The organism is Cytophaga sp. (assembly GCF_051961495.1).
Classification (GTDB): Bacteria; Bacteroidota; Bacteroidia; order Cytophagales; family Cytophagaceae; genus Cytophaga.
In genome coordinates, this window is sequence record NZ_JBQCDF010000202.1 from 1 (window position 1) to 17,765 (window position 17,765).

The following is a 17,765-nucleotide window of genomic DNA, read 5'->3' on the forward strand; positions in this document are numbered from 1 at the left end:
GGACAATACTGGACCGACATCCTGGACAACATTACCTTTACGCCGGAGTACATCAGCATCCAGAACGAACCGGGCTTTGAAACACCGGACTGGGCAAGCTGTGCCTTCCGTCCGGTGGAAACGGCCACGATTGCCGGGTATGACCAGGCGTTCGATGCGGTGTACGATCAAATTAAAAACCGCACTACTGTACCGAAGATGATCGGTCCGGAAACGGAAAACATCGGCAGCGCGCTGTGGGATGCTTCACTCAATACATTCCGCGAATTTGCCACGCAGATTAAAAACAAATCCGCATTGTCGGCCTACGCGTACCACCTGTATAATTATTACGGCAGCCCGGGCAGCATCGACGAGACTCCGTTGAACATGATCAAAACAGAATTCAACAACAAGCCGAACTTCATGACGGAGTTTTCAAGCACCAATTACGACTGGCTGCAAACAGGCGATATCATCCAGGAGAGTTTATTACAGGCAAACGCCTCTGCTTATATCTACTGGGAAATGATGTGGGACGAAACGAAAACAGACGCGATGATCAACGTGGATGCTTCGGGCAATTATACCATCGGCGACCATTATTATACGATAAAACATTTTGCCAAATACATCGACAAAGGTTATACACGCATTGCACTGACGGGCAACAATGCGCTAACCAAGTCATCCGCGTTCATTAATCCGGCCGGCACGCAGATCACCATTGTATCGGTAAACAACAGTAGCAACGCGCAGGATATCAACCTGGCGTTCGGCAGCGCAACCGTATCGGGTGTTACAGCTTACCAGTCTGTTGATGGCGACTTTTACCAGACAATCACTGTTGATGCAAGCCAGGCGATCACCCTGCCGGCAAAATCCATCACAACCTTTGTAGTAACGCTTACAAACAGCTGTGCCGTAGCAACGATCAGCACAACCGGATCTACAGCGCTTTGCACGGGTGAGAGCGTAGACCTTACGGCCAGCAGCGGCGCTTCATATAAATGGTTCAACGGCAGTTCCCAGGTAGGCACGTCGCAAACCTATGCTGCTTCTGCAGCAGGCAGCTATACCGTAGAAGTAACAAGTGTTTCCGGCTGCAAGTCTACATCTTCACCAACAGTAGTAACGGCCCTTGACCCGTCTGAATGTGTGACAACAGCAACAACGGATGCATTGACAGCAGGCAGCATCATTCTTGCGCCTAATCCAACAAGCGATGTATTCTCGCTGACGCTGTCGCAGGTATCGGATGTACAGATCCTGACCGTTGACGGCAGGCTGCTTGATTCCTTCAGCAGCACGGAGCAGCTTAGCTTCGGTGGCACGTATGCAAAGGGTATCTATATTGTTAAAGTAAACAGCGGTACGAAAACAGATGTGCTGCGTGTGGTGAAACAGTAAAGATTACATCGTGCAAGGCACAAGCGAATACTTGCTTGCGCCAGCAAACTTTTTAAAGCCCGTGGTGAGAGCCGCGGGCTTTGTTGTTTTATATTTTATATAGACAGGAAAATAAATCCTGTTTATCTGGCTTCGGAATTGCAGATTCAATATCGTTTAGTTAAGAGTTTTATCAGTTTATACAGGATTACAAATCCGGAAGAGCTGGATTTGTGATATAAGGCACAAGCAAATGCTTGCGCCAGCGGTTCATAATTCATAATTCTTTTAACAAACCTTTGCATTTCAGGCTTCATTACCTGTTTTTGAAAAAAACTGCTTCAATACCTGTTACTTTTTGAAATGTTACTTGTCGTATAGCTGAACTCAAACCGTAACTATATGAAAAATAATTATCCAATCAGGCAGCCAGGCCATTGGCTACGCTTGTTTTGTATGCTGAACATTTTTATGTTCAGCCTTTATGCCCAGGCGCAATTCCGGATGGAAAAGCTCGACCGCGGCGTTATTGCTGTGCGCACGGGTAATAACAATTTTATCAGCTGGCGTTGGCTGGGTACAGAACCCGACAATATTACATTCAATCTATACCGCAATGGTACGAAAGTGAATGCTGCTCCCCTGACCGTTTGTAATTACACAGACAACGGTGCGGCTGCAACAGCCAGCTATGCTGTACGTGCCATCATTGACGGTGTTGAGCAGACTGCCTCTGCAGCTGTTACCCCATGGGCACAGCAATACATGCGCGTAGGTATCCAGAAGCCTACGTCAGATCATACGGCCAACGATGCCAGCATTGCGGACCTTGATGGCGACGGGCAATGGGAGATCATTCTGAAATGGGATCCTTCCAATGCAAAAGACAACTCACAATCAGGAGTTACAGGCAATGTATATATTGATGCCTATAAATTAAACGGTACACGTTTGTGGAGAATCAACCTTGGTAAAAACATCCGTGCAGGTGCGCATTATACACAGTTCATGGTGTATGATTTCAACAGCGATGGTAAAGCAGAGATGATGTGTAAAACCGCCGACGGCACCACAGATGCCAAAGGGACAGTGATTGGCAGCGCTACTGCTGATTACCGCAACTCCGCAGGGTACGTTTTATCAGGGCCGGAATACCTGACGGTCTTTAATGGTGAAACAGGCGCGGCTATGGCAACTGTAAATTATCTTCCGGGCAGAGGTACGGTATCTGCATGGGGCGACAGCTACGGAAACCGCGTAGACCGCTTCCGCGCGGGTGTAGCGTATCTGGATGGCAAAAAAGCTTCTGCCATTTTCTGCAGGGGATATTATACCCGTCTGGTCGTAGCGGCCTGGGACTGGAACGGTTCGGTGCTGAGCAGCCGCTGGGTATTTGACAGCGGAAACAGCAGCTCCAATCCATTCTATGGACAGGGTGACCATTCCTTAAGTGTTGCCGATGTAGATAACGATGGCAAACAGGAAATCATCTCCGGTGCTGCCATTATTGATGATAACGGCACAGGGTATTACAGCACAGGCTTCGGCCATGGGGATGCGCTGCATGTTTCAGATCTTGATCCTTCCCTGCCGGGACTTGAAGTATTCAATATTCAGGAGCGCTTCGACAAACAGGGCTGTTATATGTACAGTGCCAAAGATAAAAAAGTATTGTGGACGAAGCCCTCTGTTACAGCAGGCTCAGACGGTGAAGGTCCGGCCCGCGGTGTATGCGCGGATATTTCTGCGGCTTATCCCGGTGCGGAATCCTGGGTGGCAGGCGCAGGCATCACAGGAGTGTTTGATGCAAAAGGAAACAAAACAACGCTTGCCACACCTTCATCCTGTAACTTCCTTGCCTGGTGGGACGGCGATCCGCTGCGCGAACTACTGAACGGGACCGCCATTGATAAATATGGTACAGGCAGGTTGTTAACGGCCAACAATATCGTGCCTGTTACCTCAAACAACGGAACCAAGTCGACACCGGCGCTAAGCGGCGATTTCTTCGGCGACTGGCGTGAAGAAGTCATGTGGCGCTCTTCTGCAAACGATGCGCTTTATATCTTCACCACAACGATCCCCAGCACGATGAAACTGCGCACGCTGATGCATGATCCGCAATACCGCCCGGCTATTGCCTGGCAGAACTGCGCTTACAATCAGCCGCCGCACGTAAGTTATTTCATCGGCAATGGCATGGCTGTACCGCCTGCCCCAAACATTACAATCGTAGGCGGCGTTATTGCAAACGTTCCGCCAACAACAAACATTACCGTTCCGGCGAACAATACTGCTTATACTGCTCCGGCATCAGTCATTATCAATGCCAGTGCAGCAGATACAGACGGTACCATCGCCAGTGTTGACTTCTACAATGGCACCACATTGATCGGTACTGATGCCGCTGCACCGTACAGTTTCACCTGGGCGAATGTACCTGCAGGAACATACAGTATTACCACGCGCGCGACCGATAACCAGGGAGCCACCGGCATGTCTGATCCGGTAACTGTAATTGTGCAAGGCACAGGTTTAACCATACAAGGCGAGACTGCCTGTACCTATGACGGTATCCTGAATGAATCTATCAATGCTGGCTTCAATGGTACCGGTTACCTGAACCTGAATAACGTTAGTGGTTCTGCTGCTTCATGGGTGGTGAACGCAGCAGCAAACCAGACAGCAACGCTAACGATCCGTTATGCGAATGCCAGCACGGCCAGCCGGAACATGTCGTTAAAAGTAAACAATACCACACAGGTTGCTTCCATCGCTTTTCCTTCTACCGGGGCATGGACAACCTGGCAAACAGCGACTGCAACGGTAAATCTTGCTGCCGGCAGAAATACACTGACACTGACTTCATTGATTGCAGAAGGTGCGCCGAATATTGATGAACTTACATTCAGTTCTTCAACGGTAAGCATTGCCAGCTGCACACCGCCAAACGTAGCACCTACCGTAAGCCTGACAGCACCGGCAAACAGCAGTTCATTTGTAACGCCTGCAACACTTACGCTTACGGCTACAGCAGCAGATGCAGATGGTACCGTGAGCCTGGTAGAGTTTTATAACGGCACTAGCCTGCTTGGCTCAGATGCTGCAACACCATATACGGTTAGCTGGAACAATGTACCGGAAGGAAATTATACACTGACTGCCAAAGCAACAGACAATGCAGGAGCTGTAACGACTTCTGCTGCAATCACAGTAACTGTTAAAACGCCTGTGCTTTCATCTATTGAAGCAGAGGCCGCATGCAGTGTGGATGGAATTCTGAATGAACCTACCAACGCAGGTTTCTCCGGTACAGGCTATGTGAATACAGACAATGCTGCGGGAGCTTCCATCAACTGGACAATCCATTCTCCGGCAAGCCAGACAGCAACGCTTACCCTGCGTTATGCCAATGCAAGTGCGCTGAACCGCGCGGCATCACTTTCTGTTGGTGGCATCATACAGGCAGCATCTATTGCCTTTAACACTACTGCCGCGTGGACAACCTGGAACACCGTAAGTGTACCTGTTACCTTACAGGCAGGAAACAATGCCATAGAACTAACGGCTTTAACGACTGAAGGCTGTGCCAATATAGACTTGCTTACCTTCTCTTCGGGCGCTGCAGTGAATATTTCCTGCACACAGCTGCGCACAGCTGAAGCAGCATCAGCAACTACAGTAGCACCGAACCCGGCAACAGATGTATTCAGGGTTTCCTTTCAGCAGGCTGTAAGTTCTGTTAAAGTATCTGATCTGAACGGAAATATTCTCTTCACACAGCAGAGCCTCGATGCGGGTTCCACGATTGAGTTTGGTCACGCCCTGCCAATAGGTATGTACACATTGATTGTTGTATATACAAATGGCAATGTCGAAACAAAAAAGATTCAGAAACTATAAAAAGCAATCTGCTTACCATAAACAACAAAGCCCGCGGTGAGAGCCGGGGGCTTTGTGTTTATGATTATATATACAGTGGTCAGTAAACATTGGTAGTTGGAAAGAACCTCGTGCAGATACCTTTTACCGCTCCGCTAAGACTGGTGCCGGATATGTGACATAAGGCACAAGCAAATGCCTGCGCCAGCGAGAGTTGCAGTAAAATGAAATTCATAATTCATAATTCTTCGGTTATCCTACCACCGGCATTCATTTTTTATTCACTATTGGAAATTATGTTTGAAGGGTAATTATAAACGTATTATGGAAACCCATTCAAAACCTGCTTACTCATTAAAAGAACTTATCCTGTATTTTCTGAAACTAGGTACCATAGGTTTCGGCGGACCGGTGGCGCTTGTTGGCTACATGCACCGGGATCTGGTTGAAAAGAACAACTGGTTCAGCGAGGAAGACTACAAAGAAGGCATGGCCTTGTCGCAATTAGCGCCGGGCCCTTTAGCCGCGCAATTATCCATTTACCTGGGCTATGTACATTACAGAATTTTAGGCGCCACATTGGTCGGCCTCGCGTTCGTGCTTCCTTCTTTCTTTATGGTATTAAGCCTTGGTTATGCCTATGTGGAATTCGGCGGTATCCCCTGGATGCAGGCTGTATTCTATGGTGTAGGTGCTGCGGTAATTGGCATCATCACCATCAGCAGCTATAAACTCACTTCTAAAAGCATCGGTAAGGACTGGGTTATGTGGGGCATATTCGTTGTACTGGCATTGGTTACTTTCCTGACAGAAGAAGAAAATATCTGGCTCATCCTGGGTTCAGGTGTGCTGATATGGCTGTTGCGTGTACCACCCAAATTCGGTAAAGCAACCACTGCAGCTCCTATGCTGAGCCTACCTGTTTTACTGCAAATACCTGCTACGGTTTCGCAAAGCGGCAAGCTCTGGCAGATCCTGTATTTCTTTACCAAGGCTGGTGCTTTTGTTTTCGGCAGCGGATTAGCTATTGTACCGTTCCTGTATGGTGGTGTGGTAAAAGAATATCAATGGCTGAATGAACAGCAGTTTGTAGATGCCGTTGCTGTAGCCATGATCACACCCGGGCCGGTCGTAATCACTGTTGGCTTTATTGGCTATCTCACAGCAGGCGTTGCCGGTGCTTGTGTGGCAGCCATCGCTACTTTCGTTCCCTGTTATTTCTTTACCATTCTTCCGGCACCTTATTTTAAAAAGTATGGCAAGCACCCGGCGATCAAAGCATTCGTTGATGGTATCACCGCTGCTGCTATCGGCGCCATTGCCGGCTCGGTATTGGTGTTGGGTAAAAGAACGCTTACGGATGTTCCAACTATACTGATTGCCATCACTGTCGCAGCAATTTTATTCAGGTATAAAAAATTACAGGAACCTTTTGTCATCCTTGCTGCTGCAGCTGTCGGACTAATACTTAAACTTTTCATTCTTTCTTAAAACAAAACTATACACAGATGAAAAAAACATATTACATACTTGTTTTCCTATTACTATCCTGGAATGCTTTTGCACAAACATCAGACAATAATACGACACTGCCGGCAACACAACCTGAAAAAAAATATCCCGAGATTAAAGGGTATGTAGGTATCGTGCATCCGCTTTACACATTCAGTAAAGACGGTAACCAACCGAATTTCCGGGATTACTATATAGTAGGAAATCCCTGGGGAATCAATATCTGGAAGAGCCCGAAATTCGGGATCTCGTTTGAGTTTACTCCTTTTATCAAATTTGATAACAACACTTCCAAATTAAATAACTTTGTTTTCCATCCGGGTGTGTGCTACAGACTCGGGCATGATTTTACGTTTGTATTCCGTGCAGCATATGAGACGTCCGGTCGTTATGGCTTCACACCCATACTCAACAAAGTTTTCATCCGCGGTAAACAGGCAAATTTCTTTGCAGCCATCTTAGGCCCGGTTCGCTTTGGCAATGATCACGCTCCTTCTCTTACAGCTTCCTTTCAGTTCGGGGTCGGATTCTAAATACAGAAAAAGTATTCCTTTTAATACCTTTATTAAGTACTTTTATACAGATGAAGGTATTAATTGTTGAACCGGAAAAATCGTTGCGCTTAGAACTGGAAAATTTTCTAAGTAATGAAAGTTATGTATGGGAAAGCACCAGTAACTACCAGCAGGCTTCCGAAAAAATCAGCCTCTATGAATATGATTGCATCGTTTTAAATTCACAGCTTGCAGACGGCAATGCCTTATCACTGCTCAGAGAATTAAACGAAAGCCAGAAGTCTGACGGCCTGCTGATTATTTCTACCATCAACTCTGCGGAAGACCGTGTACATGCGCTGGACATGGGAGCTGATGACTACATGACCATCCCCTTTCATTTCCCTGAATTGCATGCACGCATCCAGGCGATCATCCGCAGGAAAAAATTCAATACCAAAAACAAACTCTACCTGGGCAATCTTGTTATTGACTTCAAAACAAAAAAAGTACAGGTCTGGAACAATGATATTCCGCTTACCAAAAGAGAATATGAAATGCTGCTGTACCTGATCTCCAATAAAGATAAGGTCGTATCCAATACCATGCTCTCCGAATATCTTTGGGGCGATGAAACCGAAAACCTCGAATCGAATAATTCACTGGCAGCGCATATAAAAAACATCCGGAAGAAATTAAGCCTGGCTAAGGCTGAGCTTGAAATAAAAAATGTTTACGGAGTCGGTTATCAGATTATTGAGTTATAACTCTAACAGAAAAGCTATGAAATGGATCACCAGAGAAAGACCTAAAATAGACCGGATCGCCTGTCCATGGCTCATTGCAAGGTTTATTGATTCCAATCCTGAATTCATCTTTGTACCAACATCGCAGGTCATTGAAAAAGCAACGGAACTTGGTGCCATTCCTTATGACATTTCAGGTGTGGAATATACGCATGAAGGTGATAAATGTACGTTTGATTATTTCCTGAAAAAGCACAACCTGAAAGACGAAGCCCTGCATCGCCTGGCCTTGATCGTACGTGCGGCAGAGACAGATAACTATATCCTTGACCCACAGGCAGCAGGTTTGTTTGCTATCTCTGCGGGCCTGTCTTATAATTTCAAAAACGACCACGAGATGCTAGAGTATGGCATGGTTATATATGACGCGCTATACAGCTGGTGTAAATATGTGAGCACCGAAACGCATGGCTGGGAGTTTAAAAGTTAGTGGACAGTAGAGAGTGGACAGTAATCAGTTTTTAACTCTCTTTTGCCAGTCTTCAGTTCGCCGCGGAGAAGGTATCAGTTGACAGTAAACAGTGATCAGTTTATACCTGGTGCCAGTCAATAAAGACACAAGCAAATGCTTGTACCAGCGAAAACCAGTCAAAGACTGGAAAATAAAAGTTACCAGTCCCCGCTGCGCTAAGACTGGCGCCAGGAAGTCTGACTACTATCAACTGACCACTGCCTACTGATTTACAACCAGAAAAACACGCTTACAAAGATGGCTGCCAGCACGCAGATAAAGTCTACCCAAAGCATGGTGCTCAAGGTATAGCGTACATTTTTAATATTAATGCTGCCAAAATATACCGCGATTACATAGAAGGTTGTTTCAGCGGCGCACTGGAAGATGCAGGACAAGCGACCTGTTAAAGAGTCGGGACCATAAGTTGTCATGGCATCAATCATAAAGCCTCTGGAACCGCCGGAGCTGAATGGTCTCAACAGAGCCACGGGCAAGGCGTCTACAATGGATCTGTTGATATTGAACATCAGGAAGAAATCTGCCATCTTCGATGTAATCATTTCAAACAGGCCACTGTTGCGGAACAAGGAAATTGCTACAAGCATTCCCAGAACATATGGAAATACCGTAAAGCCTGTCTTCGCGCCGGAGGTAGCACCTTCCACAAAAGAAGAAAAAATATTTTTACCCTGTTCATCAAAGATTTTTTCTTTCATAAAGGCATACACCAGAATAAACAGAATAATACCGAACATCAAAATGTTTGAAAGGTTTCCGGTAAAATGATTCTTGCCAATCAGATCAAGTGTATTGATATATAGCAACAGTGAAATAATAATTGCTGCCAATACACCAATGGAAGCACCTAATGCGATACTTCTGAAATTGATTTTCTGACGGATCCCAACAATCAGTAAGGCAGCAATGGTACCTACAAAAGATGTAATGATACAAGGAATCATGACATCTGCAGGATTTGCAGCATCCTGTGCAGCTCTGTAGCCAATGATGGAAGTCGGGATCAGCGTAAGTCCGGCTGCATGCAGGCACATAAACATAATCTGCGAATTACTTGCCACGGCTTTGTCTTTATTCAGTTCCTGCAAACTCTCCATGGCCTTCAAGCCAAAAGGTGTAGCCGCAGAATCCAGCCCCAGAAAGTTTGCCGCAAAATTCAGGGTCATGTATGAAATGGATGGGTGGTTCTTCGGAATTTCAGGAAAGATCTTTACAAACACCGGACTGATGATTGTTGCCAGTTTAGCAGAAGCTCCGGAATCTATAAGTAATTGCAATAGTCCGCAGAAGAAAGCCAGGTAAGCAATCAAGGGAATGATGATATCAATGATGGTAGATTTACAGGTAGTAAGTAAACCGTCTGCCTGCTGCTTGCCATGATATATTTTCACGACTGTTTTTTCAGGGGCCTGTGGTTTGCCATCAGCTGTTTTTACAGTCATTTGCTGATAAGTCGTATCCCTGATAAGAATTGTATGCTCCGGACTTTTTTGTAAACCTTGCTGAATAGAGTCCGGCAGCTGGGAAAGATATTTTTCAGAAACAATTTTCAGGTCGCCGCGCGCGCCGGTTAACGTATATTCCAGGCTGTAAAAGGAGCCGGTGAATAACGAAACAAGTACAAAGAACAACGAAGAAATAAAGATCGCGAGCCAGAACCTACTTAAAACCATTTTATGAAATGTTTGTATCTTATAATTTAACTATTCTATTCTTTCTTAAATATACTAGAATTCATTAAACATCTGTACATTGAAAGGGATAAAACATGGCGGATATAAACAAATCTGCTATACCTCCATTATCTACAACTCTTAGGAATCTCCATGCGTTGTGGCTACTGTCACTCAATCTTACTGAACTGAATTAGAAAGTAATTATCTTTGAGGTCTTACGTTTTTTATTAAGTTTGTCCATTATGAACGAAAAGTATTATCTCTTTATCGTATTGGCTTTTGTTTCTGAAATTGTGGGGACAGTATCCGGCTTTGGCTCTTCAATACTGTTTGTTCCTGTTGCTTCATTATTTTTTGATTTTAAAACAGTTTTGGGAATAACGGCTGTATTTCACGTATTCAGTAACATTGCTAAAATTGCTTTGTTCAGAAGCGGTGTCCATAAAGGCCTTGTATTAAAACTGGGAATCCCGGCAGTTATTTTTGTAATCATTGGTGCCTATATCACTACCTTTTTTCCGGTCACACAAATTGAATTGATCATGAATATGATGCTGGTACTATTGGCAATATATCTGATTCTTAATTTCAACCGGCCGCTCCAACAGACGAATACGAATCTCTATGCTGGTGGCATTGCCTCGGGTTTTATTGCAGGTATCGCAGGTACAGGTGGTGCTATCAGAGGAATTACCTTAGCAGCCTTTCAGCTTCAAAAAAATGTATTCATTGCTACATCAGCGCTTATTGATCTGGGTGTAGATTTCAGCAGAGCGGTTGTATATACAAGTCATGGTTATTTTAAAAAGGAATATTTGTTTTTAATTCCATTCTTAATCGGCATCAGCTTTTTAGGCAGCTATACAGGCAAAATAATCCTGCGCTATACTTCAGAAACTGTTTTTAGGTACATCGTTTTAGGTGTTATTATACTAACTGCAACATTTCAGATTATGAAGTATTTTGGAGACTAAAGTTCAGTTTGAGTACCTGCATGATGCGGGACTTTTTTTGCTATATAAAATCAGTTATTAAACTTACGCTTCTCTACTGCCGGCGGAGTCCACTTATCTTCGATCATTTCAGGCTTCGGCCAGTACAATCTCAACAATAAATTAAACTCGCCTGCCGGTGCAGGCAGCCAGTTACTCTCTTTCTCCTTGCCCGGAGAATCATGCTGGATATACAAATCAACAGAACCATCCGCATTTTTTTTCAGATTGCTTCTATCACCCAGTGTATAACGGTTCAATGCATTGTCTACCAGATATCCTTCCGGTGAATACATAGTCAGCGACCAGAATGCATTTACCGGTGGTGTTTGTCCCTTGTCAAAATGCAGTACATAGTTATTCGCTCCGTTTAATTCATTGCCATCAGCATCAACTGCGCAGGAAGGATACATGGCGTCTTCAGGCAGATTAGCACCTAGACCCATATACGCTACAAAAGCACGTTTTAAATAATCTGTTCCATAAGCGCCCAAACCTCTATGCACAGCCCATCCATTCACCAGGCCAGTTGTAGCTTTAATCTGTTTATGAAATTCATCTATAATTTCTTCCGGAAGATTTGTTACCGCATCTTTTGCCGCACCAAATGTATTGATATCAAATGTCAGCCCTGCTCCTACACCCACAACAGCAAAGCGTTTCAATGTTTCTTTATCTACCTCTCCTGCAGGATATTTCTGCAGGAGCTGATTCGCATAAGTAAAATACTCTTCCGCAGACATTGACTTTACTACAGCATTGGGGTCTCCCGCCGGTACTGTTGCATCTCTGATACCTGCCGGAGCCTTGTACTCAGTCCCCCATGCACTCAATGGAACCAGTTTATATTTTTGTTGCAATGGTATTACCACTTTATCTCCGTCGACCTTACTATTCACTTGTGTTCTGCCGATGATCCACACCAGATTGGTTGGAGCCGCAATCTGTTTCATACCTGCTGGTACTGCACCACTCCAGTCGGGACCAGTAATCAGAAAATCTCCTTTGCCATTACCTGTTGTACGTGTGCCGGGGGAACTAAACACATTCGTATACGCGTCCAGCATCGGCATCATGTAATAACGGCCGTTGGTATTCGGTAGCGATAATACTACAGGTTCTTCGGTCAGATCCAGCATGGCTGAAGAATAGTACGTATCGGCATTCGGACGCACAACATTTCTGAAAGACGCATCCGGAAATGCAGACATATGTCTGAATGCATTTACCGGCGCATATGTTTTACTTGAAGAATCCGGATTCGTCGCCTGTCTTCTGGTGATATCCATGATTACCAAAGGAAGTGTATAAACAAATGCTTCCTTAACAATTTTAACCTTTTCTTTTTGCTGCGCAGAGATGCTGTCAGCTGTATGTTCCGCTGGTTTATTTTGATTGCAGCTGGCCAATATAAGCGGCAGTAAAAAAAGAATAATGCGTTTTTTCATAAGGGTAAACCGGTTACTTAAACTAAATGCGAAAGATTACCTGCATTTTGTTACTGCTAAAATAAAAACATTCCGGAACTTCCTTTCTTCTGCGTAAGATTTAAACCTATCAAAAAAATAACCCGTAATCATTTCACAAACAGCACCCTATAAATTTTATTCAGATCCGGCATTTATCATTCAATCCTCTTTTGGATTTGGCCGAATAAAAGCGTTAATTTGTATCCCGATTCGGAATACAATAGCATTTATTCATTTGAATTTTGTTTTTTGTTATTTGGAATTTTAAACCATAGAGAGGTGTCCGAGTGGTTTAAGGAGCACGCTTGGAAAGCGTGTGTGCGGGTAACCGTACCGAGGGTTCGAATCCCTTCTTCTCTACATTGAAAGGCTCCAATAACATGGAGCCTTTTTTTATTTTCCAGCTTACCGTTCACACTGCCTTTCTGTTTCTTCTGAAAAATCGTTCAAGAAGTATTTCATTTAATAATCCACAAAAACTTAATTATCTTGAACTGTTCTTCTAAACGAAATCTATTTTATCAGAAATTCATTTTCTCTTATGTTCAATAAGTCTGCTGATACTCTTAAAGACAATGGCTATCCGTTGGTTTCGGTTCTTATGCCGGTTTATAACCGCGAGAAATTTGTTGATGAAGCAATTGAAAGCGTGCTTGCTCAGGACTACGACTCCTTTGAACTTGTACTGGTTGACGATGGTTCAACAGATGCCTCGCCACAGATCCTGAAAAGATGGCAGGAGAAAGACACAAGAATCGTAGTAGTTACCGCACCCCACAACGAAGGCATTCCCGGAGCACTCAACCGGGGGCTTGCACATGCCAGAGGCCGGTATATTGCCCGCATTGACAGTGATGACGTTATGCTGCCGGGGAGGCTCTCGGCGCAGGTTACATGCATCAGCAGCCGGCCGGAGGTGATACTGGTCACCTCCCCGTTTGAATATATGGATGTCAACGGCAAGTATGTAAATTCATGGAAATCAGACACGCCGCATGAAGTGGTCGTATTCCTGCTCAACTTTTTTAATATAGTAGCCGGTCATGGCCAGGTTATGTACCGTAAAGATGATGTACTGGCAGAAGGCGGATATTCCCTGGACTATCCTTCTTCAGAGGATTTCGACCTTTGGGTAAAATTGTTAAAACGCGGACGAATAGAATGTGTCCCCGTGCCTGCTATGCGCCAGCGTATTCATCCAAACCAGTCACCACAGCAGTATGCCTCTGTTAAACGTAAGAACTGGCATGGAATAATGGGCAATTCGCTGCGCCATTATCTTGGGCGTGAGGTAAGCTTTGATGAAATAGAAGCATTAATAACGCTGTGGAGGCGCGACGGCAAAACAGGAATGGCGCCGCTGGCCAATGCGGTTACACAGGAGACCTTCAAACGTTTTTGTCAACAAAACAGCAAACCGTTTCAACATCTGGCAAGCCAAAGGATCGCTGCAGAATGGAAGCAAACCGGAGATCATTTCATGAAACAGGGAAACGGTAACGAAGCAAAAGAATATTACCGGATCGCTAAGGAATGGCTTGCCCTGGGAGATTCCTCCAGCCTGATGACTTTATTTAAACGATTGTATAGAAAAGTCATTCAGTAATTCGTTAAGATTCATTCAAGCATGAACAAGGTGGAGTATCTGCCTTTCACGGTCTTTTTACTTGCGGTCTGCCAGGGATTTTATTTTATGCCAGACATTCCTCATTCTCCAGAATCTTGTTTGCTTTATCCAGGTGAGCTCCTCTTCAACCCTTTTCAGATGATCCGCATTGCGGTTAAGCTTTGCTTTCAGCTCCCTGATCTGGCTGTTCAGTTCCGCTTCTCTCCGATATTGATTTTTCCATTGATTGAAACCACTCAGCTGCGCAACCTCACGATCATCAAGCAACAGCTCTGAATCAGTATCAAAGCCTGAGGGATACCTTGATCGTTTGATGAGCTCTGTATATAGTTGCCAGACCTCCGGCCTGTGTGTATAAAGCAGCTTACGTTTGCTGGTCTGTTTCTCCGGATCTTCCTCCGGTAATGTTACAGCTTCCCTTTTCATTTCAGGATTCAGATTTATTTCCAGCTTTTCGTTGATCATCTGTATGCATTCAGCATAGCCATGAACGAAAGAGTTGGCATGCAACAGCAGAGAACGGTCATTAAACCTTTCATGATATTCCAGCATAAGCCTGTTGAAATAAAGCCATGCATCAAATACCTTTTCCGGATGAGTCTCCAATACAGGATTCACCCCTTTTCTATACAAAGAGTCTGCAACCTCTACCGGAGACCGGTAGATAAATAAGAAACAGGCATCAGGAATCAACTTTGCCCACAGATCCAGAAACAGTATTGTCCTTGGATCTTTCCATCCCCAGAGGTTGGTTTTATTCACTTCTATAATTTCACGGGCTTCGTTTTCATACGCCTTATCCGGGATTCGGATGTCTGTGAGATCCCAGCCATCGGGATCAAGATTAAGCTTTTTGAGAAGTTTCCGGTGGAAGTTATAAAAATCAAGGCTCTCATAACGTCCTCTCGTGATGCCGGCCCCGGCACGCATCAGTTCTTCACCTACGTTCAAACCGGAATGCTGAAGAAGCGATGCAGTAAGCGATAAACCCGAACCCTGCATCCCCACAAGTATAATTGTTTTTACCTTTTTATACGACAGCAGATAATGAAGCACTGAGTTACTTCTGACTAACTGCCGGTCGTATTTAAAAGTCAGCTTGAACACCGGCGTTACCGGATGGTCAATAGCTTCCTTTACCTCTGCTGTCAGCGGTTTGTAAAAGGTATCTTCGTAATCCAGAAAGTAATGTGGATCGTCGGCAGAAAGCTTGACGGTTTTATCCCAGATTTCTTTAAACGTTTTATCACTGCGATACAGGTCCCCGAACAAGTAATGACTCCAGTGGTATGTATGACGTTCTGTACGTGTACTCCAGTAATTCAGGCACTCCGCATACCATTTTTTCACAAGTGTATGTCCGGGAGTAGCTGCAAGAAACCATGTAGACAACATTCGATCCGGCCCTGGGTTTGCGAAGGCAAAAAAACCACTTGGAGCAGTGCATTGTTGTATCCATTCATTCAATGGCCGGTTGCAATACAAGGTACTATCCGCCCATACACCGCCATACTTGATCAGCAGAGCCATTCGGATCATATTGCTGTACGATACGATTGGCACATTTTTATCTTTAAACCCGGGAAGCACCGATTCCATATCAATAAATTCAGGCAGATTTTCACTGGTAAGAAAATGAATCGTCCAGTCCGGGTTGTGCTCTATCCAGGTGCTTTTACATTTCTGCGCCACTAGGGGTGCATTCTCCCAGTTCTGAAACCAGAGTAGCCATAGTATTTTGGGTATTTCTGTATGCATTGCAGTTGCTTGCTTTAAGACGTCAAGTTAATAATACTTAATTATTTTTTTGGGTTATCCGGACTTTCGGTTAAAAAAATAGATTAGTTTTTGATTTTTTTATCCGAATCAACGTACTTATACATGGTTAATTTTTACAGGTAATAATTATATCCTATGAAAAAAGCATGTATACTTTTTATACTTCTGTGTTTTTTACAAATCATGGCAAACGCGCAGGTTGTAGAAGGATTTGAAGATGAATTTATTGGCGATGCCGCCTGGACGGTATCTGAAAGTGAGAACAGTTCCTGCAAGGTTCAGGATGGCCAATATATTATTGAACATAAGCGAACCAGCATGAGCTGGCTGTTTACCAAAAGCCTTTATATGAATCCCGGTAAAGACTTTTATATAGAAACTAAGATGACCCAGCTATCAGGCGTCAATGACGACGGTTACGGCATTGTTTTCGGCATGTCGGGCATCCAGAATTATTATACCTTTGTTGTTTCTTCCAATGGCCAATACCTGCTTTACGGTTATAGGAACAATGAATATTTTTCTCCCCGCGGGTGGACAAAAGACAATGCGATCAATAAAAAGAAAACCGCCAATGTGCTGGGGATAAAAAAGACCGGACAGGAAGTTTCTTTTTTTATAAATGGAAAACTTGTGTTTTCTCAATCTTACCAACCGTTCTTCGGCCTTTCCATTGGTTTTGCACTGAATCGAAAAATGAAAGTAGCCGTCGATTATATAAAAATAAAACAGACCAACACCATCAACCTGATCAAACAATCTTCGGTACATTATACCAAGGAAAATCTTGGCGCCAATGTTAATTCACCTTATGGAGAAGTAGGTCCGGTGATTACACAAGATGGAAAGACACTTTACATTGACAGAAAAAATCATCCGGAAAATACTCCGGAAAATGATAACGATGATATCTGGGTTACACACAACCAAAATGGTAATTGGGAAAAGACTGAAAACATCGGCCCACCTTTAAATAATAACAGCCACAATTTTGTGCTTTCAATTTCACCGGATGAAAATACCATGCTCGTCGGAAATTTGTATAACCCGGATGGCAGTTCGGCAAACGCCAAGGGCGTATCCATCACACACCGGACTGCAACAGGCTGGAGCATACCGGTAAAATTAGAAATAGAAGATTACTATAATGACGGTATACAAGTCAGCTATAGTCTTTCGGCAGACAGGAAAATCCTGATCATGTCTGTACAAAGAAAAGATTCTTATGGCGAACATGATTTATATGTGAGCTTCCTGAAAAAAGATGATACCTGGTCGAGACCGGTAAACATGGGCTGGACGTTGAATTCATTAGGCGATGAATCCACCCCTTATCTCGCAGCTGATAATGTAACGCTGTATTTTTCTACCAGCGGCAAACCTGGTTATGGAGACAATGATATTTTTGTTTCCAAAAGACTTGATAACAGCTGGACCAACTGGAGTGTGCCGCTCAATCTTGGGCCGGAGATCAATACTTCCGGTTGGGACGGATATTATTCAACTCCGGCAAATGGAGAATATGCTTATATCGTTTCAACACACCAAAGTATCGGCCAGGAAGATATTTTCATAATCAAACTTTCTTATGAGCTGAAACCTGAGCCGGATGTAATCATTTATTGAAAATTGCTGGACAAGGAAACAAGCAAAACGCTATAATCTTCAATCACCAATTACAATTTAAA

Annotated in this window: 13 protein-coding genes and 1 tRNA gene; 10 read left to right on the plus strand and 4 right to left on the minus strand. The window is 44.2% G+C overall.

Annotation, left to right across the window (positions count from 1 at the left end; genetic code table 11):
- Together ACTHJT_RS10785 and ACTHJT_RS10790 are read left to right on the plus strand one after the other, a co-directional pair.
- Positions 1-1,389 (plus strand): T9SS type A sorting domain-containing protein (locus ACTHJT_RS10785; RefSeq protein WP_440238031.1); only part of this gene is annotated, 1,389 nt, incomplete at its 5' end.
- A gap of 381 nt (positions 1,390-1,770) precedes the next feature.
- Positions 1,771-5,271 (plus strand): Ig-like domain-containing protein, encoded by a 3,501-nt coding sequence (locus ACTHJT_RS10790; protein WP_440238032.1) that lies wholly within the window; start codon positions 1,771-1,773, stop codon positions 5,269-5,271.
- Between the two features lie 79 nt (positions 5,272-5,350).
- Here ACTHJT_RS10790 and ACTHJT_RS10795 read toward each other — a convergent pair whose 3' ends face one another.
- A complete protein-coding gene (locus ACTHJT_RS10795) occupies positions 5,351-5,485 on the minus strand; it encodes a hypothetical protein (protein WP_440238033.1) in 135 nt (44 codons plus the stop codon).
- Between the two features lie 89 nt (positions 5,486-5,574).
- Here ACTHJT_RS10795 and ACTHJT_RS10800 point away from each other — a divergent pair, with 89 nt between their 5' ends.
- From ACTHJT_RS10800 to ACTHJT_RS10815, 4 genes are read left to right on the plus strand one after another with little or no spacing between them, the layout of a single operon-like run.
- Positions 5,575-6,741 (plus strand): chromate transporter, encoded by a 1,167-nt coding sequence (locus ACTHJT_RS10800; protein ID WP_440238034.1) that lies wholly within the window; start codon positions 5,575-5,577, stop codon positions 6,739-6,741.
- Between the two features lie 17 nt (positions 6,742-6,758).
- On the plus strand, positions 6,759-7,295 hold the full coding sequence (locus tag ACTHJT_RS10805; RefSeq protein WP_440238035.1) for a hypothetical protein: 537 nt from the start codon (positions 6,759-6,761) through the stop codon (positions 7,293-7,295).
- A 50-nt stretch (positions 7,296-7,345) separates the two neighbouring features.
- A complete protein-coding gene (locus tag ACTHJT_RS10810; RefSeq protein ID WP_440238036.1) occupies positions 7,346-8,023 on the plus strand; it encodes a response regulator transcription factor in 678 nt (225 codons plus the stop codon).
- 16 nt (positions 8,024-8,039) lie between these two features.
- Entirely contained in the window at positions 8,040-8,492 is a 453-nt protein-coding gene (locus tag ACTHJT_RS10815) for a chromate resistance protein ChrB domain-containing protein (protein ID WP_440238037.1), read from the plus strand.
- A 251-nt stretch (positions 8,493-8,743) separates the two neighbouring features.
- Here ACTHJT_RS10815 and ACTHJT_RS10820 read toward each other — a convergent pair whose 3' ends face one another.
- Positions 8,744-10,207 carry a nucleoside recognition domain-containing protein gene (locus tag ACTHJT_RS10820; RefSeq protein ID WP_440238038.1) on the minus strand — a complete coding sequence of 488 codons (1,464 nt, stop codon included), beginning with the start codon at positions 10,205-10,207 and terminating at the stop codon, positions 8,744-8,746.
- Between the two features lie 245 nt (positions 10,208-10,452).
- Here ACTHJT_RS10820 and ACTHJT_RS10825 point away from each other — a divergent pair, with 245 nt between their 5' ends.
- Positions 10,453-11,184, plus strand: a complete 732-nt coding sequence (locus ACTHJT_RS10825; RefSeq protein WP_440238039.1) for a sulfite exporter TauE/SafE family protein — start codon at positions 10,453-10,455, stop codon at positions 11,182-11,184.
- Between the two features lie 50 nt (positions 11,185-11,234).
- On the opposite strand, the gene ACTHJT_RS10830 is transcribed toward ACTHJT_RS10825, so the two are convergent.
- A complete protein-coding gene (locus ACTHJT_RS10830) occupies positions 11,235-12,650 on the minus strand; it encodes a DUF1254 domain-containing protein (protein ID WP_440238040.1) in 1,416 nt (471 codons plus the stop codon).
- Between the two features lie 294 nt (positions 12,651-12,944).
- On the opposite strand from ACTHJT_RS10830, the gene ACTHJT_RS10835 reads away from it, so the two are divergent.
- A tRNA-Ser gene (locus tag ACTHJT_RS10835) sits at positions 12,945-13,031 on the plus strand.
- A 181-nt stretch (positions 13,032-13,212) separates the two neighbouring features.
- Entirely contained in the window at positions 13,213-14,277 is a 1,065-nt protein-coding gene (locus tag ACTHJT_RS10840) for a glycosyltransferase family 2 protein (protein ID WP_440238041.1), read from the plus strand.
- A gap of 57 nt (positions 14,278-14,334) precedes the next feature.
- Here ACTHJT_RS10840 and ACTHJT_RS10845 read toward each other — a convergent pair whose 3' ends face one another.
- Positions 14,335-16,056 (minus strand): capsular polysaccharide synthesis protein, encoded by a 1,722-nt coding sequence (locus ACTHJT_RS10845; RefSeq protein ID WP_440238042.1) that lies wholly within the window; start codon positions 16,054-16,056, stop codon positions 14,335-14,337.
- A 204-nt stretch (positions 16,057-16,260) separates the two neighbouring features.
- On the opposite strand from ACTHJT_RS10845, the gene ACTHJT_RS10850 reads away from it, so the two are divergent.
- Positions 16,261-17,703, plus strand: coding sequence for a hypothetical protein (locus tag ACTHJT_RS10850; protein ID WP_440238043.1), 1,443 nt, complete (start codon positions 16,261-16,263; stop codon positions 17,701-17,703).
- Positions 17,704-17,765: the final 62 nt, after the last annotated feature.

Bases quoted from the DNA above. Each gene is read 5' to 3' on its own strand.
- ACTHJT_RS10790 (WP_440238032.1), top strand. From the start codon at position 1,771: ATGAAAAATAATTATCCAATCAGGCAGCCAGGCCATTGGCTACGCTTG.
- ACTHJT_RS10795 (WP_440238033.1), bottom strand. From the start codon at position 5,485: ATGAATTTCATTTTACTGCAACTCTCGCTGGCGCAGGCATTTGCTTGT.
- ACTHJT_RS10800 (WP_440238034.1), top strand. From the start codon at position 5,575: ATGGAAACCCATTCAAAACCTGCTTACTCATTAAAAGAACTTATCCTG.
- ACTHJT_RS10805 (WP_440238035.1), top strand. From the start codon at position 6,759: ATGAAAAAAACATATTACATACTTGTTTTCCTATTACTATCCTGGAAT.
- ACTHJT_RS10810 (WP_440238036.1), top strand. From the start codon at position 7,346: ATGAAGGTATTAATTGTTGAACCGGAAAAATCGTTGCGCTTAGAACTG.
- ACTHJT_RS10815 (WP_440238037.1), top strand. From the start codon at position 8,040: ATGAAATGGATCACCAGAGAAAGACCTAAAATAGACCGGATCGCCTGT.
- ACTHJT_RS10820 (WP_440238038.1), bottom strand. From the start codon at position 10,207: ATGGTTTTAAGTAGGTTCTGGCTCGCGATCTTTATTTCTTCGTTGTTC.
- ACTHJT_RS10825 (WP_440238039.1), top strand. From the start codon at position 10,453: ATGAACGAAAAGTATTATCTCTTTATCGTATTGGCTTTTGTTTCTGAA.
- ACTHJT_RS10830 (WP_440238040.1), bottom strand. From the start codon at position 12,650: ATGAAAAAACGCATTATTCTTTTTTTACTGCCGCTTATATTGGCCAGC.
- ACTHJT_RS10840 (WP_440238041.1), top strand. From the start codon at position 13,213: ATGTTCAATAAGTCTGCTGATACTCTTAAAGACAATGGCTATCCGTTG.
- ACTHJT_RS10845 (WP_440238042.1), bottom strand. From the start codon at position 16,056: ATGCATACAGAAATACCCAAAATACTATGGCTACTCTGGTTTCAGAAC.
- ACTHJT_RS10850 (WP_440238043.1), top strand. From the start codon at position 16,261: ATGGCAAACGCGCAGGTTGTAGAAGGATTTGAAGATGAATTTATTGGC.